This window comes from Actinomadura oligospora ATCC 43269, from assembly GCF_000518265.1.
In the GTDB taxonomy this organism is placed as follows: domain Bacteria; phylum Actinomycetota; class Actinomycetes; order Streptosporangiales; family Streptosporangiaceae; genus Spirillospora; species Spirillospora oligospora.
Genome location: NZ_JADG01000008.1, coordinates 37,801 through 57,327 on the forward strand (window position 1 = coordinate 37,801; position 19,527 = coordinate 57,327).

13 protein-coding genes are annotated in these 19,527 nt (G+C 71.0%); 5 read left to right on the forward strand and 8 right to left on the reverse strand.

Features of this window, described 5'->3' with window-relative positions; all coding sequences use genetic code 11:
• Nucleotide 1 precedes the first annotated feature (1 nt).
• Genes P696_RS0111975 through P696_RS0111990 form a run of 4 tightly spaced genes read right to left on the reverse strand, consistent with a single transcriptional unit; the run spans nt 2 to nt 7,388 of the window.
• Nucleotides 2-2,515 (reverse strand): hypothetical protein, encoded by a 2,514-nt coding sequence (locus tag P696_RS0111975; RefSeq protein WP_026412527.1) that lies wholly within the window; start codon nt 2,513-2,515, stop codon nt 2-4.
• Nucleotides 2,512-3,753: a hypothetical protein gene (locus tag P696_RS0111980; protein ID WP_026412528.1), complete on the reverse strand. Its 1,242-nt coding sequence runs from the start codon at nt 3,751-3,753 to the stop codon at nt 2,512-2,514. Before P696_RS0111980 ends, P696_RS0111975 begins: the two co-directional genes overlap by 4 nt.
• The gene (locus tag P696_RS0111985) at nt 3,750-5,696 is read right to left on the reverse strand and encodes a hypothetical protein (RefSeq protein WP_157429647.1); all 1,947 of its coding nucleotides are present in this window, start codon (nt 5,694-5,696) and stop codon (nt 3,750-3,752) included. Before P696_RS0111985 ends, P696_RS0111980 begins: the two co-directional genes overlap by 4 nt.
• A gap of 30 nt (nt 5,697-5,726) precedes the next feature.
• Nucleotides 5,727-7,388: a DUF4407 domain-containing protein gene (locus tag P696_RS0111990; protein ID WP_026412530.1), complete on the reverse strand. Its 1,662-nt coding sequence runs from the start codon at nt 7,386-7,388 to the stop codon at nt 5,727-5,729.
• A gap of 798 nt (nt 7,389-8,186) precedes the next feature.
• Between P696_RS0111990 and P696_RS44930 the strand changes: the two genes are divergently transcribed.
• The 3 genes from P696_RS44930 (at nt 8,187) to P696_RS0112005 (ending at nt 12,362) form a co-directional block, all read left to right on the forward strand.
• A complete protein-coding gene (locus tag P696_RS44930; protein WP_157429648.1) occupies nt 8,187-8,555 on the forward strand; it encodes an effector-associated constant component EACC1 in 369 nt (122 codons plus the stop codon).
• On the forward strand, nt 8,552-10,192 hold the full coding sequence (locus P696_RS54265) for a caspase, EACC1-associated type (protein WP_051467410.1): 1,641 nt from the start codon (nt 8,552-8,554) through the stop codon (nt 10,190-10,192). The genes P696_RS44930 and P696_RS54265 overlap by 4 nt, the downstream gene beginning before the upstream one ends.
• Before the next feature lie 70 nt (nt 10,193-10,262).
• On the forward strand, nt 10,263-12,362 hold the full coding sequence (locus P696_RS0112005) for a nuclease-related domain-containing DEAD/DEAH box helicase (protein ID WP_245627627.1): 2,100 nt from the start codon (nt 10,263-10,265) through the stop codon (nt 12,360-12,362).
• Between the two features lie 68 nt (nt 12,363-12,430).
• On the opposite strand, the gene P696_RS0112010 is transcribed toward P696_RS0112005, so the two are convergent.
• A complete protein-coding gene (locus P696_RS0112010; protein ID WP_026412533.1) occupies nt 12,431-13,237 on the reverse strand; it encodes an SAM-dependent methyltransferase in 807 nt (268 codons plus the stop codon).
• A 233-nt stretch (nt 13,238-13,470) separates the two neighbouring features.
• Here P696_RS0112010 and P696_RS0112015 point away from each other — a divergent pair, with 233 nt between their 5' ends.
• A complete protein-coding gene (locus P696_RS0112015) occupies nt 13,471-14,475 on the forward strand; it encodes an NAD-dependent epimerase/dehydratase family protein (protein WP_026412534.1) in 1,005 nt (334 codons plus the stop codon).
• Here P696_RS0112015 and P696_RS0112020 read toward each other — a convergent pair.
• From P696_RS0112020 to P696_RS0112035, 3 genes are all read right to left on the reverse strand, one after another.
• Complete coding sequence (locus P696_RS0112020; protein ID WP_034484520.1) at nt 14,459-14,995, reverse strand: AAA family ATPase; 537 nt, start codon at nt 14,993-14,995, stop codon at nt 14,459-14,461. The genes P696_RS0112015 and P696_RS0112020 overlap by 17 nt on opposite strands.
• A gap of 439 nt (nt 14,996-15,434) precedes the next feature.
• Entirely contained in the window at nt 15,435-16,331 is an 897-nt protein-coding gene (locus P696_RS0112030; protein WP_026412536.1) for an RNA polymerase sigma-70 factor, read from the reverse strand.
• Between the two features lie 19 nt (nt 16,332-16,350).
• Entirely contained in the window at nt 16,351-17,499 is a 1,149-nt protein-coding gene (locus P696_RS0112035) for an NAD(P)/FAD-dependent oxidoreductase (RefSeq protein WP_211245711.1), read from the reverse strand.
• A 186-nt stretch (nt 17,500-17,685) separates the two neighbouring features.
• Here P696_RS0112035 and P696_RS52320 point away from each other — a divergent pair, with 186 nt between their 5' ends.
• Nucleotides 17,686-18,822: a DUF7927 domain-containing protein gene (locus P696_RS52320; protein WP_051467412.1), complete on the forward strand. Its 1,137-nt coding sequence runs from the start codon at nt 17,686-17,688 to the stop codon at nt 18,820-18,822.
• The last annotated feature ends 705 nt before the right edge of the window (nt 18,823-19,527 follow it).

Here is a 19,527-nt window from a genome sequence, read left to right on the forward strand (position 1 = left end):
GTCAGCCGTTCTTGCGGCGGCCCAGGATTCCGCGTCGTCCCTGGTAGGAGCGGATACGGGCCTCGGTTTCCTCCAGGGTCTGGCGGGTCTTCTCGGTGAGGTCGAGTTCGTCCGACGGGGCCGTGGAGGTCGTCTCGACGAGGTCCAGTTGGAAGTCGAGTTCGCTGGGCAGGCGGGCGCCGACGGCCTCGCGGAGTTCACGGCCGAGGTTCGCGGCGGCGTCGTGCGCGGTCTTGACCAGCAGGTGGGCGGCATCGTCGGCGTCCTTGAACGAGTGGCCGTAGAGGTGGACGGCGATCATCCGGGCCTCGAGCGCGGCGGCCAGGAGGTTGGGGCCGGTGAGCGGCCACGCGGAGCCGTCGATGGCGCGCAGGATCGGCATGGGCCGCATGCCGGTGGCGGTCGCCTCGGCGATCAGGCGGCCCACGTCGCGGAACGGCGTGTCGCCCGGGAGGGCGTGCAGGACGGTCCGGTACTCGTCGGCCGCGACGTTCGGGTGGCGCTTGGCGGCGTCCTCCCACCAGCGCTGGTAGGCGGGCCAGTCGGCCATGCCGGGGTTGACGGCGCGTCCGCGCACCACGGCTTCGACGACGGCGGCCCGGTTCGGCCCGTCGACCGCGCACAGGGCCCCGGCCAGGGCCACGACCAGCGCCACCTGGTCGGGATCGCGGGCCCACTGGAGGTCCGCGAGGTGCTCGAGCAGCGCGTGCTGGACGGTCACGGTGAAGCGGCGGAGCGACTCGTCCGCGACGAGGGTCCGGAAGGTGGCGGCGTAGGCGTACCGGTCGGGGATCTCCAGGTGGACGGGCGCCTCGTCGGCGGTCATCCGCAGGAGGTCGAGGACGGCGGCGTCCGCGCCACGGGTCGGGCGGACGTCGCCCAGCCGGTCCAGCCAGCTCCTGCGCTCGGACGAGGGCAGGCCGGTCAGCCAGCGGATCAGGACGGCGGCGAGCCGGTCGAGCCGTTCGCGGCGGGCCGCCGAGGAGACGAGCAGCGCCACGCAGTCCGCGCCGTGCCGGGCGAACGCGGCGATCTCGGACAGCGACACGGTCGTGTCGGGGGTGCGCAGCGCGTGGAAGGGGTACAGCAGGTCGTGCGGTGCGACTCCGGCGAGGAGATCGAGCCAGGCGTCCTCGTCGTGGACGCCCGCCTGGTCCAGGTCGGCGACCAGCGCGCAGATGAGGGTGGATTGGCCGCGCAGGGCGCGAAGCATCGCAGGACGATCCGCCGTGCGCGGGTCCGTCCAGCGCTCTATGAGCTTGGCCGTGGTCTGCACCGGGGCGAGGCCCAGTCGCGGATCGCGGGACGTCCCGACCACGTCGGCCAGCAGCTTGTCCGTGTGACCGAGCGCATCCGCTAGGCGGACGTAAGGATTCGCATCCTCGGCCGGTGCGTTCCGGACGCGCCGCAAGACCTCATTGGTGAGGGCACGCCACGGTTCACTCGGAACGCTCACGCCCAGCTCTTGCCAGACGTTCTGAACCGCGTCCAGTCCCCCACCAAGGCGGATCAAAGCCGCTAGGAGAAGCTCATGGTCGGACCTGCGGGGGAGTTCCTTGTAGCGACCGCTCTCCAGCAGAGCAGCCACCTCGGACACCTCGCACTCGTTCTTCCGCACGCGCTCGAGGACAAGGGCAGGACGGTCCAGATCGACCAGGATGTTGTAGGCCCGGCTCGGTTCCGCGTTCACCAAGTACTCGGACCTGGAGGAGAGGTGGTGCAGCACCTCCAGCAGGCTGCGATGCTCGATCGAGCGGCGCAGCTCGTGCGCGTACGCGTAGGCGAGGGCCGCGTCCGTGGGAGTCTGCGGCTCCGAGACGCGCCAGTCGAGTTCGAAACTGCCCGGACGTGAGTGGTACGCGAACGTCAGGCGGATGTTGGAGTTGTCCCCACGCAGCCAGGTCGCAGCGGTCAGCCCAGGACGCCAGCCATAGGGGAGCAGTGCGGCCACCGCGTCGAGGAAACGAAGCCGGACGGTGTGGTCCAGGCCGTCCGCCCCAGTGATGGTGACAGGACCTTCAAGGAGCAACGCCGCTGCCACTGCGGCACGTCCGAGCCAGTCGTGATCCTCGATGTCCCGGGCGATGTCTTCGGGCGCATAGGCCGGGACGTCTAGCGCGGCCGGTGCGAAGCCGTCCGGGCCGAGCCCGGATACTGCGCGCACGAGGCTCGCATAGGAAACCGGCGCGTGGACGAACTGCTCGTACGGAAAACAGCCGTAACGCGTCCGGACGATCGGACGGCCCGCCGCGTCGGTGCCGTCCGTCCAGTCGTGGATGGCGACGCCCAGGTAGCTGCCGCGGTCGTCGAGGACCTCGGTGAGGCTGATCCAGGGCAGCGCCTCCGCGCCGGTGCGCTCCGCCGGCGGGTTCCCCAGCGTGTACTGGTCGAGGATCGTGGTGAAGTCGTCCGCGTTGAAGAAGCCCCCGCCGGTGCCGAGGATCCCGTAGTCGTCGTAGCTGCCGGGGGTCTTGCCGCGCACGGCCCAGCCGGCCGAGAGACGGGCCGTCGTCATCCGGCGCTCCCGCCCAGCCCGCTCCGCGGCCCGCCGGTATCGCCGGACGGGGCCTGGGCCAGCCGGTCCACCAGCCACATGATCGGCTCCATCACGTTGATCGGGCGGACCTTGCCGCGCAGGTGCATCGAGGTCGAGCCGTCCGTGTGGGTGCGGCGGACGAGGTTGCTGTAGTTCTCGTCGTCGAACTTCCCGGTCCGCGGGTCGATGTAGAAGCCCACGGCGGACGTCACGAAGTAGCGGGTGCGGTCGGGGGAGAAGTGCTGTCTGATCTCGCGGCGGATGGCGTCGATGTTACCGATGCCGTCCGCGCGGCAGAGCTCCTCGAAGAACCGCTCGGCGACCTCGGCGTGGACGGCCGGGAACAGGAAGTCGGGGTCGGTCACCGACTCGTAGCCGCCGCGCCGCGCGATGTCGCGCACCCACAGGTGGTCGTACTTGGTGATGCAGACGGCCAGGTGGTGCGGCAGGTAGTGGTCGCCCCGGCTCTCCGGCGCGCGCTGGCTGATCTCCAGGATCGTCCGGTTGAAGAACTGGTAGGAGTCGCGGGCCTCGCGCTCGCGGGTCGGGTCGAGCAGCAGGATGAGCCCGCCGCACGCGGCGAGGTGCTCGACCAGCTCGCGCCGGTCACGGCCGCCGCCCTCGCCACGCCGGGACGGCTCGGGCGCGCCGGTCGCGAACCGCGGCCCGCCCGATGACCCTCCGGACGCGCTCGTGGCGAACCGGGGCCCACCGGACGAACCGGACCCCGAGCCGCCGGACGAGGCGGCCTCGGCGGCCCCGGCCCGGCTGTCGAACAACCGTCCCGGCGGGTCGACGAAGTCAAGGTGCACGCGGATCGGGACGTCCCGCTTCGCGTTCGGCCGGTACCACTTCGTCCGCTCCCTGACCTGCCGCGTTCCGTGCAGCCGCCAGGACAGCTTCTCCGACGAGTTCGTCGCGTGCGGGAACACCCGCTGCTCGCTGAGCTGGTCGGTGCTGGACGCCAGGAACGCGGTCGAGCCGTCGTTCGCGCCGTCCAGCCGCCAGCCCGGATCGCCCAGGCTCATCGCGATGCGCAGCGCGGCGAGGAAGGTCGTCTTGCCGCTCTGCGGCGCGCCCCAGATGCCGATGCTGGTCTTACCGGGACGAACCTCCTCCACGGGAGGGGACGGGGCGGGCGCGTCCGGCGGCGGTGTCGCCTCCCCCGCCTCCGGCCCGGGCGCCGCCTCCGGCGCGGGAGTCGTGGGTTCGGTCATGCGGGGTCACCTTCCACGGGGACGGGGGCCATCAGCGGGAACGGGACGCTCGCGCCGCCCGGCGGGACGAGCCCCATCGCGTCCGCCAGCGCGCGCGGCGTCAGGCCCTCCAGGGTGAGCCGCCGGTGCGCGCCCAGGGCCGTCCAGTACTCGCGGTCGGGGTCGGTCGAGCCGTCGAGGACGGTGACCAGCCGCACGCCGAACCGGTGCAGGGCGTCGGCCGCGGCACGCCAGTCGTCCTTGCGCGGGCACGGCTGGGCGAGCTCGCGCAGCGGGTCCTGGCCCTGGCCGCGCGGATGCGGCGGACGGCCCGCCAGCACGACCAGGACCCGGTACGGCGGATGGTGCATCTCGTTCAGCCAGCCGCGCGCGTCCCGCTGCCGCTCCAGGAACTCGACGATCTCGGCGAGCGCGTCCTCCAGCGGCGCCGCGTCGGACTGGTACGGCTGCATCCGCCGCTCCAGGGCGGCGAACGCGTCCAGGGCGCGGTCGGGATCGGCGTCCCACACGCCCTCGACGACGGCGTCGCGCTCCTCCCCCAGCTCGAACGAGTGCTCGCGGTAGCCGCGCACCGACACTCCGGCGCGCTCCCCCAGGTCGGCCGAGACCAGTTCGAGCGTTCCGGTGAGCAGGTCGCGGCGGGCGGCGGCCGGGACCGGCGGGCCGCCCAGCTCGATCGCGCACAGCACGTCCACGGCGGCGGCCGGTGCCGGGCACGCGCGCGTGTGCGCGTACAGCTGGTCGAGCGGACGCGGATCGGGACGGACGTCCGGGAGATCCGGCCAGCGGACGCGTCCGGGCCCGTCGAGCGTGGCGCGCAGCGACAGCACACCGCGCGGCAGCCGGGTCGCCAGCACCGACACCGGACGCGGGTCGTACAGCATCGCGGGGAACTCGGGCGCGGCGACGACCGCGAGCACGACGTCGTTGTCCGCGCCGCCGGGGCCGCGCGCGACCCGCACGACGGCCTCCTGCCCGGACGTGCTCCCCGCAGGGAACAGCGGAACCAGGACAGGCTGCGCGGACGGCCCGTCGAACTGCGCCCCGACCAGCCAGTACGGCGCACGCAGTGGCAGCCGGGCGACCGCGTCGGCCAGCTCGTCCACGGCGGGCCGCCCGATCCGGACGACCCGCGCGTCCGGTCGCAGCAGCTCCAGCCGGGAGACCGTCAAGCCCGGCACGGCCCAGCCCGGAGCGGAGTCGACCAGGACGGTCGTGACGCCGGCGGGCAGCCGCTCGGCGATCCGCGCGAGCCCGAGGTCGAGCGCCTCGGTGAGCCGCGCGCGGTCGACATCGTGCAGACCGCCCGCGAGCTGGAACGTCCTCTCGGCCGCTCCGGACGCGAGATGCGAGCCGACCAGACGCTCCCAGGCGTGATCCTCGCGCGACCACGGGTCGCTCGGGCCGTCCACGGCGTCCGGACGGACGACCATCACGGACACGCCGTCCGCGCCGACGTCGATCAGCACCGGCGAATGCGCGTCGTACCGGACGAGCTCGTCGAACGCCCACTGCGTCGTCCACGTGGACGGATCGCGGTTGAGATCGGGACGCCCGAACTGCAGCGTCCACCCGCCGACGCCAGACGTCGCCGACGCCGCCGCCCTTGACTCATCGAGGAGCCGCGTCCGCTCCCGCCCGGCCTCTTCGCACGCGCGCGTCCACTGCCCGTCATCAGGGACGCCGCCGCGCACGAACGGCCGCGCCTCCTCACCCACGCGCGCCGCCGCACGTAGGTCATAACGAAGCCGCGCCTCGCTGAGTTTCCTCCCGTGGACGTCGTCGTCAGACGGCGTCCAGGCGCACTCCGCGCACGCGGAACGCGCGAACTCGTCCGGCACCAGTCCGCACACCGGGCAGGGCAACGGCACCTCGATCTCCGGCGGAACGTTCTCTTCCAAAAGCTTGTCGGCTTCCAACGGAAGTGGCGCGTCAGGATCCACCGGACGCCTCCCCCGACTGGCGGATCCGGGTCACCGCCCGTCCCGCCGGTTCAGCCAACGCGTCAGCCCCCCGAGAATGCCGCGCCGAGCGGGCTCGGCCATCGGGGACGGGTAGTGCCGCGTCTCCCCACGGGGACGAACCCGGTCACCCGTCGGACCACCGGCACCGTTCGGCCCGTCCTGCCCCCACGCCGGAGGCGGCTGCGTGCCCGTCCTGATCACCGGAGGGCCTGCCGGCGGAAACGCGGGCCCACCAGCACCGTTGGGCATCGGCGGCCTGGACCGGCTCAACCCGCCGGGAGGAGCCGTCGGAGGAACGTGACCGTTCCCCACATGCCCATGCCCAGCCCCAGCCGTCCCGGCCCCAGCCCCAGCCGTCCCGGCCCCAGCCCCGGCCCCGTTGGACTCGGCGGAGAAGCGCCGGAGCTGCTCACGCTCCCAGCGCTCCAGTTCGAGCCGCTGCAACCGCCGCTCCACCTCGATGATCTCCGCCACGGACGTCTCGACCAGCTCGTTCCGCCGCTCCTGGAGCCGCCGGGCGAAGTCGGTCTGCCCGGAGTTCTCCCGCAGCCCGACGCCCTCCTGCTTGCGGACCTGGTCGTCCAGCAGCAGCCGGTCGCGGGAGCGGACCTTCTCCACCGCCTCGTCGTACGCGCCGGGCGGGCCGAACAGCGACAGCACCTTGACGATGATCGGCAGGCACTCCAGGACGGTGATGAACAGGAACAGCAGGAGCCGCGCCGACTGGAGCTGGCTCTCGCCCTCGGACGCCCTGTCCAGGCCCTTCAGGCGGATGAGCAACCCGGTGTTGTTCTTGTTGTTCTTCTCGAACGCCGCGCGGTCGGACTGCTGCCGGCCGCGCAGCGTCTTCAGCTCGCTCTGCACGCCGGGGAGTTTCTGCTGCGCCTGGGCGACGAGCACGTCCTTGTTCTTCGCCGCGGCCTGGTTCAGCGCGCCCGACTTCGTGCTGATCCGCTTGTTGATCTGGTCGATCTGCGTTTTCGCCTGGTCACGCCGCCGGACGAACTTCTGGTAGCGCGGCCCGTCGCCGCTCCGTCCGCTGGTGCCCTTGCAGCGGTCGCCGGTCAGTTCGCAGGCGGCCTTGTCGTCGTAGTCGTTGAACTCCTTCTGCAGCGCCGGGAGCTGCGCCCGCAGCTGCTTGATCTCCGCGTCGTCCTCGGGATTGGCGAGGCCGTCGCCGGTGCGCTGCCTCAGCAGCTGCGCCTCCTGCTGCTCCAGCACGCGGATCCGCTGCGAGTCCGGGCCGTTGTCGAGGTTCTGCTGGAACTTCCGGGAGTCCTCGTCGTGGATCTTGTCCACGGCGACCGCGACCTCGTCGTTGAAGATCTGGAGCACCAGCGGCGTCGAGATGATCACTCCGAACAGCAGCGCCATCGCGACCCGCGGCAGCGCCAGCAGGACGGTCAGCACCTTGCCCTGGCTGCGCGTCAGGGACACCACGAGCCAGCGGTCCAGGTTCAGGATGACCAGGAACCACAGCATCGAGAGCGGCACGGCCGCCCACACCGACGCGCCGACCGCCATGCGCAGCGCGAAGAACATCGAGACCGACGCGAGCGACGCCGTCGTGAGCACCGCGCCGCCGATCCCGATGTATTTCGCGCGGTCGGTCGTCGCCCGCCGCAGGATGTCGGGATCGGCACCGGACAGCCACACCAGGACGTTCTTCATCGGCCCCGTCCGTCTCGCAGAGTCATCCGTTGTGAGACGCCACTTCCGGGTCGATAGTTCCGGAGCGTCCCGAAGAAACCAGCTCCGGGTGAGCCATCGCGAGGAACGCAGGCGCTCCTCGGCCTCGCGTTCCTCCGGAGCGAAGGAGGCCGGCCGTCCGGCCGGAGCGTGGCGTGGTTCGGGCGGGTCGTTCGGACGCGTCACCGCACCCCCGGAATTCCTCGATGGAACGGATCGAGAAGCGGGGTCAGCCTAACCCGAGCCATTCCGGCGCACCCCCACGAACGCCCCCAACAGTCACGAAGCGTAACCCGACCGTGATCGTCCCTCCCTCTGTCCACCTCGACCGGCTTCGCTGCCCACAGCCCGCCCACGCCTGGCCCGCCGTCACCGTTCGCTCATCACGAGGCTGGCCCCGTGGCGGGCCCCGCCCGCTACCCGCCAGTTCTTCTTCGACGACCATCACCACTTGTGCGACATAGCCAAGCGGCGCCCCGCCTCCCGGATGCATGACCGAAATCCGTCCGCTTCGCGGACCCGCCAGCCCGGAGGACGGCCGGATAATTCGCTCTTACCTGCGAAAACTCACGGGTTCATCAGGGGTCTTCATGGCGCACGAGACAGAGTTATCTGGCCCTGATAGAGCCGTCCGGAACGCGAGCCTCGGTCTACGCTGACTGCCTGGACGTCCACGGAACCCCCAGCTCAGAGACGTCCGCCAGCAGGCGTTTCACGCGACCCTTCCCTCGGGCGGGAGAGTCTGCAATCATCCCGAATCCAGGGGAATTGGGGGATCTTGTGGAGCTACTCATCCACATCGAAGGCGCTGAGGATGAACTTGAGCTGCACTCCTTGGAGGGCTGGCTGCGGGACGAGCCGGAACTCCGCGGAACCGCTCGGCTGAGCCGGCTGGCCGCCCCTCCCTTGCCGGGTGAGATGGGTGGTGGCCTGGACACCCTCCAGGTGGTCTTTACCGACGCTGTTTCGGCAAGTTCGCTCGTCGTAGCGATCGCCGCGTGGCTGGACAACCACCGCAAGAGCAAGGCGCGCGGCTCCGAGGCCACGGATGTCGTCATCCAGCGAGGAGACACCCGGATCGCCGTTTCGGGACGCTCTCTGGAGGAGGTCCTGGAGGCGCTTGACCAGCAGGATGGCGCCAGCTCGTGACTCAGCCCGATCCGCAAGCGTCTCGGGCCGTCCTGATCGGAACCGCTCAGTATGAGCACTACGGGTCGCTTCCGGGCGTTTCTGCGAACCTGATCGCCCTGCAGGAGGAACTCAGCCGTCCCGAGGTCTGGGGGCTGACACCGCAGGACTGCCAGGTGGTCATGGACCCGCGGGACCCCAGAGAGATGGTCCACCCGGTGACCGAGGCCGGGCGCGAGGCAACCGATGTCCTCCTGGTCTACGTTGCCGGTCACGGCATCCGCGATCACCAAGGGAATCTGCTGCTCGCCCTGCCGTCCACGGAAAGGGATCCGGCGACCCACGGGTACGGCACCGTTGCGTACGAACAGTTGCGGTTGACCGTCAAACGGGCCCGCGCACGCTATCGGGTGGTGATTCTGGACTGTTGTTACAGCGGTGCCGCCATCAACACGATGGGGGCGAGTGACGCGTCGGATCAGACTCCGATCGAGGGCACCTATGTGCTGGCCTCCGCACCGGCGACCCGGACCGCCATGGCTCCGGAGGGCGAAGAGTTCACCGCGTTCACCAGCGAACTCATCACCGTCATTCGCGAAGGAATCCCCAACGGGGACGAGTACCTGACCCTTGATGCGATCTTCAACCGTGTGTACGGCGAGCTTCATGCGAAGGGGCTGCCTCACCCCTGGAATCAGGACCGTAACGCTGCGGGAAGTATCCCTCTGCTGAAGAACCGCGCGGTTGCGAGCCGGTCCGCTAACTCGCCGTCCGAGTATGGCGAGGTGCCTGGGGTCAAGCCGGGCCAGCTGTATCAGTCTCGGCGTGAACTCAGTGACGCCTATGTGCATCGCGCGCTTCAGGCCGGTATCTGTGGCAGCAAACACAAGGGTGGTGCCGAGTCCATCGTGGTCTCCGGCGGCTACGTCGACGATGAAGACCATGGTGACGTCATCATCTACACCGGGCACGGCGGACGCGATCCCAACACCGGTCGACAGGTCGCCGATCAGCGTCCGGCCGACAGCGGTAATGCGGCGCTCATCGCCAGCATCACCAGCCGTTATCCCGTCCGGGTGATCCGGGGTGCCGCGGGCGATCCTGAGTACTCTCCGCCCATCGGATTCAGCTATGACGGCCTGTACACGGTGGAGAGTTACTGGGCGAAGCCAGGACGGGACGGGTTCCGCGTTCTTCAGTTCCGCCTGGAGAAGTCCAACGACCAAGCCCCCCCGGTCGCCCCCACGGGATCTCCCGAGGCTCGTGCCGGTTACGACCTTTCGCGTTGGGCTCCTGTTTCTCTCGACGTCTACCGAGACCGTCGCGTGGCAGCGTCCGTGTGCAGAATGCACAGCTACGAGTGCCAGCTGTGCGGGGTCGTCCTGCAGTCTCCGGACGGCCTGCAAATCACCCCGACCACGCATTTGAAGAGCCTTTCGCCGCCGCACCATGGACCGGACGTCCCAGAGAATGTCCTGTGCCTCTGTCCCACGCACAGAGTGCAACTCGACCTCGGAATCTTCACCATCGAGGACGACCTGACCGTCATCGACGAGACCACGGGTGCTCCTGTCGGTGAACTCATAGATCACCCGCGGCACAAGGTCAGCCCTGAGTACATCCGGTATCACCGGGGCCTTTACCGCCAGAAGCGCTAGTGCCCTCAGCTCCCGCGGCAGGGAGATTTCCTGGATGCGGGGTGTTGCCGAGTGGTGAGAGTTGCTATGTGTGGACGGTCGTGACTTTCTGACGGTGGTCGAGGGGTGCGCGGTGGTGGCTGGCGGGTCGGCGGGGGCACGGGGACGGCGGGCGCGCGAGGAGGCGCTCGAGCTGGCCCGGCGGTCGCGGGAGGCGTGGGAGCAGGCACGGCGCTGGGAGGCCGCGGCGGAGGCGGAGCGGCGGGTCGCGGCCACGTTGCTGACGCTGACCGCGGACGGGTGGCGGCTGCTGGTGGACCGGCGCTGGCCCGGGACGGCGTCGGCGAACGTCGACATGATCCTCGTCGGACGCGGCGGGGTGTTCGTCGTCGACGTCAAGAACTGGCGGGACGCGCCGTCCGTCGGGAACGGGCGGCTCAGCGCGGGCGGCCGCGAGCGCGACGGCGAGGTCGCCAAGATGCTGGCGATGGCGCGGGCGGTCGAGGAGCGGACGGCGGCGCTCGGCATGTCGCCGGTCGCCGTCCAGCCGCTGATGGTCTTCGCGGGGCACCGGCTGGACGAGTCGCTCGGCCGCGTCCGGCTCGTCGGGCGCGAGGACGTCCTCAACGTGCTGCTCGCCGCGCCGAAACGGCTGAACGCGCCGATGGTGAAGGCGGTCGCGGCGTACCTGGGGGAGGGGTTCCCGGCATACGAGACGAGCGCGCTTCCGGAACGTCCGAGCGCCGATCCGGGCGAGGCGGAGTCGCTGTTCGACGTCGAGGAGGTCGAGAAGGCGGCGCTGGAGTCCGTCCTGCACGGGCCGATCGAGCAGTGGATGACGTTCCTGCACCCCGACCAGGTGGCGATCGCGCGTCGCGACTGGAGCGGTCCGGCGCGGATCAGCGGTCCGGCCGGAACCGGGAAAACGGTCGTGGGGCTGCACCGCGCCGCGCACATCGCGACGCGCACGACCGGTCCGATCATGTACGTCACGTATGTGAACAACCTGCCGCGCGTCCAGGGGCGGCTGTTCCAGCGGATGGCCGGGCACCTGGCCGACCGGGTCGAGTTCACCAGCCTGCACGGATGGGCTCAACGCCTCCTCACGGGCCGCGGGATCCGCGTCAACCTCGACCGCCGTCAGGCCGATGACGCCTTCTCCCGCGCCTGGCTCCAGGCCGGACGCGGCAGCGCCCTGACCGAGGTCGACCCGCTCCCGCACTACTGGGAGCAGGAGATCCACCACGTCATCAAGGGACGCGGCCTCACCACGCTCGAGGAGTACCGGACGGTCAGCCGCTACGGCCGCCGCACCCCGCTCCAGCCCGCGCACCGCGAGGCGGTCTGGCTCCTGTACGAGGAGTACGAGCTGCTCCTGCGCCGCCGCGACGTCCACGACTTCAACGACGTCCTGCTCATGGCCCTGGACGAGCTGCGCGAACGCCCGGCCACACCGTCCTACGCCGCCGTGATCGTGGACGAGGTGCAGGACCTCACCCTCACCGGCGTCCGCCTCCTGCACGCCCTGGCGGGCGACGGCCCCAACGGCCTCCTCCTGATCGGCGACGGCCAGCAGGCCGTCTATCCGGGCGGGTTCCGGCTGGGCGAGGCGGGCGTCGGGATCAAGGGACGCGGGGCCGTCCTGCGCGTCAACTACCGCAACGCCGCCCCGATCCTGGACGAGGCCCTCCGCCTGGTCTCCGAGGACCCGTTCGACGACCTGGACGGCCCCACCCCCAACGGCCACCGCACGGTCGAGACGACCTACCACGACGGACGCGTCGTCCACGCCGCCGCGCGTTCCGAGTCCGACCACGACGAACACCTGGTCAAGGCGCTCAACGCGCGCGCGGAGGAGGAGGACGCGCTCGCGAGCACCGCCGTCCTCTGCCGCTCACGCAACGACGTCGAGCACTACCACCGGCTCCTGACGCGCGCGGGCCTGCCCGTCCTCCGCCTCGACAACTACGACGGCCGTCCGGCGGACGCCCTGAAGATCGGCACCTACCTCCGCGCGAAGGGCCTGGAGTTCAAGAACGTCTACCTGCCCGCCTTCAACGCCCGTCCCACCACACCCGGCGGCGACCCGACGGCCGACGAACGCGCCGCCCTCACCCGCCGCCAGACCTTCGTCGCCATGACCCGCGCCCGCGACGTCCTCTGGCTCGGCACCATCGTCCCGGAACGCTGAGACCTCAGGATCTGTTCTCGAGAGCCACAGTCCGAAGGTCAGAGAGCCAGCGTTTGTGAACTCGAGGGCTAGGGCTTGCGGGCTATCGCGCCGTACATGCCCGCTTCGCTCGGCGACGCGGGCGGCGCGTCGGGGGACGGCCGCCAGTCGGCGGTGTAGACGAGGCCGGGATCGAGGAGATCGGTACCGGTGAAGAAGCGGGCGACCTCGGCGGCGGTGCGGGTGTGCAGGGACGCGGCGGCATGCCGGTCGTAGACCTGCTCGGCCTCGCGGGCGACGTCCGGGTCCGGGTCGGACGTGCCGTGGGAGATGACCAGGTGGCTGCCCGGGGCGGTGGCCGACATGAGGCGGGCGACGATCCCGTGCGGGTCGTCGGCGTCCGGGAAGAAGTGCAGCACGGCGAGGAGCAGGACGGCGACGGGCCGGTCGAAGTCGATCAGCGCCGTCACGTCGGGGTGCGTCAGGATGCCCTCGGGCTCGTGCAGGTCGGCCTGGACGAGCGCGACGCCGTTGGTCCGGGCGAGGAGGGCGCGCGCGTGGACGGCCACGATCGGGTCGTTGTCGATGTAGACGACGCGCGCGTCCGGATTGTGCTGCTGGGCGACCTCGTGCACGTTCTGCTGCGTGGGGAGGCCGGTGCCGATGTCGATGAACTGGTCGATTCCGGCGTTCTGGACGAGATGCGTCACGGCGCGGCTGAGGAAGGCCCGGTTGTGCCGGCAGGCGGAGAGCGTCTGGGGCGCGGCGCGCAGGAACGCCTCGGCGGCGGTGCGGTCGACGGCGTAGTTGTCCTTGCCGCCGAGGAAGTAGTCGTAGATGCGCGCGGGACTCGGCACGCTGGTGTCGACTCCGGTCGGCACCCATTCTGCGGTCATCGCTTCTCCCCACCGGGCGGATACGGGCTGATCCTAGGACGCCCGCCACACGCCGGGCGAGGGATTCCTTCCAGGACGGGCGGAACGTCGCGAGCATCCGCCTTCCGCTTCGGCGGCTCGACGATTCGTCCGGGTGTTGACGGTTCGTCGGGCGTCGGTTGTTCGCTCTGAGCGGTCATGCGCACAGCGGAAGCCCTTGAACCGACCTGACGTGCGGGTGATAGCACGGAGGCATGAGGCTTTTGGTTCTTGGCGGGACGGAATTCGTAGGACGGGCGGTCGTCGAGGAGGGCGTCGCCCGGGGCTGGGACGTCACGGTCTTCAACCGGGGGACGCACGGCGCGTCCGACGGGGTGGAGATGCTGCGCGGGGACCGCACCACGCCGGACGGCCTGGACGCGTTGAAGAAGGGTGAATGGGACGTCGTCCTCGACACCTGGTCGTGGGCGCCGGCGGCCGTGCGGGACGCGGCGGAGCTGCTGGCCCCGCGTGCCGCGTCCTATGTGTACGTGTCGAGCCGGTCGGTCTACGACTACCCGGTCGCGGTCGGCGCGGACGAGAACGCGCCGGTGGTCGAGGGATCGCCGGACGACGACCAGTACCACGACCGGGCTCAGGACTACGCGCGGGTCAAGGCCGGCGGCGAGCTGGCGGCGGTCCGCGCGTTCGGCGACCGGGCACTGCTCGCGCGCGCGGGGTTGATCGTCGGCCCGTACGAGAACATCGGGCGGCTGCCGTGGTGGCTGAACCGGATCGCCCGGGGCGGCGAGGTGCTCGCCCCCGGGCCGTCCGAGCTGAAGCTGCAGCTCATCGACGCACGGGACCTGGCAGGCTGGGCGCTCGACGCGGCGGCCCGGCAGGTCGGCGGCGCGTTCAACGTGACCAGCCGGATCGGGCACACGACGATGCGCGAGCTGCTGGAGACGTGCGTCCGGGTGACCGGCTCGGACGCGCGGCTGCGCTGGGCCGACCCGGACCCGATCCTCGCGGCGGGCGTCCAGCCGTGGCAGGACCTTCCGATCTGGGTTCCGCCGGGCGAGTTGTACGAGTTCCTGCACCGGACGAACGTGGACAAGGCACTTGGCGAGGGCCTGACCTGCCGTCCCGTCGAGGAGACCGTCGCCGACACCTGGGCCTGGCTGCGGAGCGTCGGCGGGGAGGCGCCGCAGCGCCCCGACCGCCCGCCGGTGGGCCTGGACCCGAAGGTCGAGGAGTCGCTGCTCAGCGGGGCTGCTTGAAGAGGTGGCCGCCGTCCTGGACCGCGGCGAACACGGCGTCCGCGGTCTGGTCCGCGCTGAGCCCTGACGAGTCGAGGACGTACTTGTCGTAGTGGCCGTCCAGCGCGGTGAACTGGGCGTGCATGTCGCGGACGGGGCCCGGATCGGTGAGGTGCCGGTCCGGGTCCCGCGCGGTTGCGCGCGCGACGGCGGTCTCGAGGTCCGGACGCAGGATCACGTAATGGAACGGCGTTCCGTGCGCGGTGAACCTGTCCAGGAACCACGGGCCCATGACGCCGTCGCAGACCACCGTGTACCCGCCCGCCGCGTAACCGAAGGCCGCGCCCGCCACGACGTTCATCACGGTCTCGTTCTGCGCCTGCGACTCGGGCAGATACGGCATGACCAGCCCGCGCTTGATGTACGCCCAGAAGTCGTCGGTGCGCAGGTGGACGCTGCGCTCGAACCGTTCGGCGAGCAACCCGGCCACGGTCGTCTTCCCCGCCCCGGGCGGCCCCGCCAGGATGATCACGTTCCCCATCCCCCCATCCTCCCGCGCGTGCTCGACCAGGTCCGCCCACCGAACCGGCCGCACAAGCTCGACCACGCCGCCACGCCCGATTCGGACCGGGCTCCCCCGGTCGCCACGCCCCTGCGCGCCTGACTGTCCGAGCCTCCTCGGCACAGACCCACCAACGACGTCGCGATCGACCGGCGACCACAGGCCGCTCCGCCCAACCGTCACAGCTCAGCGGATCAGCCCGTCCGATCGCCCCGGCTCAGCGGGCCGCCCGCCCGATCTCCGCTGGCCATCGGGTCGGCCCGCCTGACCGTCGCGGGTCAGCAGGTCAGCCTGCCTGACCGTCTATGCTCAGCGGGCCGATCCGCCCGATCGTCGCTGGTCAACGGGTCAGCGGGTCAGAGGGTCAGCCCGTCGGGGCGTCGGCCGGTCCCCCGCGGGGCGTCGGAGCGTCGGCCGGTCACCCCGTGGGGTCGTGTCGGTCGCGGCGGAGGCCGGAGAGCTTGTCCGGGTTGACCTGGAAGCGGAGGTTCTGGATGCGGTCGTCGAGCAGGTCGAAGGTGACGACGCCGATCGGCTGTCCGCCGATCACCGCGAGCACGGCCAGCTCGCCGTTGACCGTCGCCGCCTCCAGCGTGACGCCCGCGGTGACCGGCTTGGTGAGCGTGCCGAGCAGCCAGCGCGCGACGTGGTCCGGCCCGTGCAGCGGACGGCGCGCCGCGGTGATCTTGCCGCCGCCGTCCGACCAGCAGGTCACGTCCGGTGCGAGCAGTTCCATGACCGCGTTGATGTCGCCGCCGGACGCCGCCTCCATGAACCGCTCGGTGAGCGCGCGGCGGCGCTCCGGGTCGTCGTCGTAGCGGGGACGGCGGGCCAGCACGTGCTCACGGGCGCGGTGCGCGACCTGCCGGACGGACGCCTCGGGCCGGTCGACGAAACCGGCGATCTCGGCGTGCGAGAACCCGAACACCTCGCGCAGCACGAACACCGCGCGCTCGACCGGGGACAGCGTTTCCAGGACGACGAGCATCGCCGTCGAGACGGTGTCGGCCAACTCGGTCTCCTCGGCGGCCCGGTCGGGCGCGGTCAGCAGCGGTTCGGGAAGCCACGGCCCGACGTAGGACTCGCGCGTCGCGCGCGCGGAGGTCAGCCGGTTGAGGGCGAGGTTGGTGACCGTCCGCACCAGGTAGGCGCGGGGGTTCGCGACGCCGGACCGGTCCGCCTTGTTCCAGGCGAGCCACGCGTCCTGGAGGACGTCCTCGGCGTCGGCGACGCCGCCCAGCAGCTGGTACGCGGTGCCGAACAGCAGCCGCCGATGCTCGGTGAACGGGTCGTCCGCCGGTTTCTGGAGGGTCATCGGGCCGGTCGCCCTTCCGTCAGCGGGTGGTCCGGCCACCCTTGGAGAGGTAGGGGTAGACATTGAAGCGCCTGCTCAGCCGGAAGAACTTGATGGGGCTTCCGCTGACGGTCTCCTTGTAGAGGACGGCCGCGCGCCCGGTGAGCATGGCGCGGCGCGGCGTGTCGTCCGCGCGCGTGAACTGGATGAGCCCGTCGCGCCGTCCGAGGCTGAGCGGCTGGTGGAAGTATCCGAACCGGAACGGCTTCGGGGGGCGCCCATGCAACAGCCGGACGATGTTGTCGGCGGCATGCGTACCGGTCGGGATCCCGCTCTGGCACGTCCCGTGGATGTCGCCCCACTTCTGCTTGACGGCGGCGGCGTCGCCGATGGCGAACACGTCCGGATGCGAGACGGAGCGCAGTTCCGCGTCCACGACCACGCGTCCGCTCTTGTCAGTGGCGATTCCTGCGGCGGCGGCTATGGCGGGCACGCGCACGCCGGTTGTCCACAGGGTCACGTCCGACTGGACGACTGTGCCGTCGGTGAGCTCGATCCCGTCCACCAGGACCTTCCCGACGGCCTCACCACTCCGGACGGAGACCCCGAGCCGCTCGAACGCCTTCGCCAGGTAGGCGCGCGCCCGGTCGCCCGTCATCGCGGCGGGCTCGCCCCGACTGACCAGCGTGACCTTGAGTTCCGGGTGGCTCTCGGCGATCTCGGCGGCGGCCTCGACACCGGTCAGTCCGCCTCCGCAGACGGCGACGGTCGCGACGCCGGGCTCGGCCAGCCGCGCGGCCAGCCGCTGCGGCTCGTCCAGGGTGAACGCGTACTCGTCCGCGCCCGGGACGATGGACGTGTCGGTGCGGCTGCCGAGCGCGAACACGATCGTGTCGTACTTGAGAACGCCCTGGTCATCAAGGGTGATGCGGCGCTTCTCGGCGTCGACGGCGGTGACGCGGCCCTGCCGGAACACGACGCCCGAGCCGTCCAGCAGGTCCGGGATCCGGTGGACGGCGAGGTCCTGGCCGGCGGCGGTCTGGTGGGTGCGCAGCCGCTCCACGAACCGGTCGGACGGGTTGACCAGCGTGACCGTGACGTCCCTGTCGCGGCGGGTGCGGTGAGCGATCCGGACGGCGCACATCATGCCCGTGTACCCCGCGCCCACGACGACGATGTTCTTGCGCATCTTCCTCATCTCCCTGAGGACGTTCCCGTTGGACGCCCATGGGACAAATGGATCGCGCCGTTCGTGACCGGTCCATATGTGACCTGCATCACATCAGGTAGATCGTCGGTCACGTCCCTGGACATATCCGTCCCCTGACGGCGTCGCCCCAGGTCAAAGAGGGTCTTGATATGGCTGGATGCCAGCATGATCCTTTCGCGACGATGGCGGAGGCACCGCCACCTGATCCCGCCGCTCGCCCTTTTCGGCGGCACGCTCGCGATGGGCGCCGCCGCGATCGGCTTCGGCGCCGCCTCCGGCCCCGGACCTGGACGCACCCCGGAGCGCATGGCCGCGCCCCCTCCGCCGACCGCGACCCCGGCCGCACTCCGCTCAGGCCCCCACGCGTCCAGCGTCGGCGTGAACCTGACCGTCCAAGGCATCCCGGCGATCGGCCAGCCCGCCTTCACCGGACGTCTGGGCACCGCCGACGCGCGGGACTCCTCCGGCCGCGCCGACTACTCCCACGACCCCGATCACGTGAAGTCCCTGGTCACAGTCGCGAAGCCGTCGGGTGGCACGTCCGGCGGCGCCTGGACCGCCACCAACGCGGTCGGCATGTCACTCACCCCACGCGGCCCCGAACTCCTCCGGATCGCCACCCTCCGCACCGACGCCCGATGCCGTCCACCCCATGTCCGGACCACCCTCACCAAGCCGACGGTCGCCGGGATCCCGATCACCGACGGCGAGAAGCGCATCCCCGTCACCGGCGCGCAGCTCGGCTACGACCGCGTCTCGACCGGCGTCCTCGACGTGCGGATGACCCGCGTCCAGCGGACGACCCCGACCACCGCCGAGGCCCGCGCCGAGATCACCATCGACGGAACGCTGTTCGACCAGAACGCCCGGATCTACTCCGGCCCCATCGCCCACCTGGTCCTGGGCGACGTCCAGGCCCAGTGCCCCGGCGGGGCCCCCGAACCGGCCGACCTGAGGGTCCGCAAGACCGTGAACAAGACCTCCGTCCACGTCGGCGGCACCGTCCGCTACACCCTGACCGCCGAGAACGACGGCGGAACCCTCATGGACGCCCGCTTCCAGGACGACATGACCAGGCTCCTCCGCCACGCCGCGTACAACACCGACGCGACCGCCACCAAGGGCCGCCTCACCTACCGGCGACCCCACCTCACCTGGACAGGCCACCTGACCCCCGGCCAGAAGGCCAAGATCACCTTCACCGTCACCGCCCGCCGCCCAGGCAAACTACGCAACATCGTCACCTGGAACACCCCACCAGGCCGCCTGGTAACCCGAGTAATCCCCACCCACAACCCCTGACCCCACCCACAACCCCACCCCAAACCACCCACCACTCTCACCCCAGACCACCGACCACTCTCAGCGCAGACCGCCCAGCACTCTCGGCGCAGACCGCCCCACTCCGTGCAACCGAGCCACCCAAGCCCCCAACCAGCCCCATACCAACCCAGACCGCTCCCACAGCGAAGTCAGCCCGCAGCCGCACCAGCGGACCAGCAGCCGCTCAACCCACCCACACAAGTCGATGGGTATTCGGATGGGTTGGCTGCGAATCAGAGGTGGGGGCTGGCGCGGGTCCAGCGCCGGGTCAGCCTGTTCCGGGCAGGCGGCTGCCGGTGCCGCCAGCATGACGCGTATCAAGGTCGCGCCAACGCCGCTGGTGGGGCGGCATGATCCGCGAGCCACTTCGACCCGCAGGCCGACCGGCCTGCTGCCGGACGAACCCAGCTCCTCCGAAGCCACCGGCCGCCGACAACGCTGGCGACCAGCACTCTGAGGCGCGACTCGACCGCAGAAGCCGGTCTGGGGGGTGCGGGGCTGTGAACCCCCGCCTGCGCGGCCGCAGTCCGCTAATGGTGCTGGTGAGTGGCGCTTTGAGGCGCGATTTGGTCGCGGAAGCCGGTCTGGGGGCGCGGGGCTGTGCCCCCCGGCTGCGGTCGCGGTCCGCTAATGGTGCTGGTGAGTGGCGCTTTGAGGGGCGGCTTGGTCGCGGAAGCCGGTCCG

Coding starts and splice junctions, on each gene's coding strand:
- P696_RS0111975 (WP_026412527.1), bottom strand. CDS start 2,515: ATGACGACGGCCCGTCTCTCGGCCGGCTGGGCCGTGCGCGGCAAGACC.
- P696_RS0111980 (WP_026412528.1), bottom strand. CDS start 3,753: ATGACCGAACCCACGACTCCCGCGCCGGAGGCGGCGCCCGGGCCGGAG.
- P696_RS0111990 (WP_026412530.1), bottom strand. CDS start 7,388: ATGAAGAACGTCCTGGTGTGGCTGTCCGGTGCCGATCCCGACATCCTG.
- P696_RS0112010 (WP_026412533.1), bottom strand. CDS start 13,237: ATGACCGCAGAATGGGTGCCGACCGGAGTCGACACCAGCGTGCCGAGT.
- P696_RS0112015 (WP_026412534.1), top strand. CDS start 13,471: ATGAGGCTTTTGGTTCTTGGCGGGACGGAATTCGTAGGACGGGCGGTC.
- P696_RS0112020 (WP_034484520.1), bottom strand. CDS start 14,995: ATGGGGAACGTGATCATCCTGGCGGGGCCGCCCGGGGCGGGGAAGACG.
- P696_RS0112030 (WP_026412536.1), bottom strand. CDS start 16,331: ATGACCCTCCAGAAACCGGCGGACGACCCGTTCACCGAGCATCGGCGG.
- P696_RS0112035 (WP_211245711.1), bottom strand. CDS start 17,499: ATGCGCAAGAACATCGTCGTCGTGGGCGCGGGGTACACGGGCATGATG.
- P696_RS52320 (WP_051467412.1), top strand. CDS start 17,686: ATGATCCTTTCGCGACGATGGCGGAGGCACCGCCACCTGATCCCGCCG.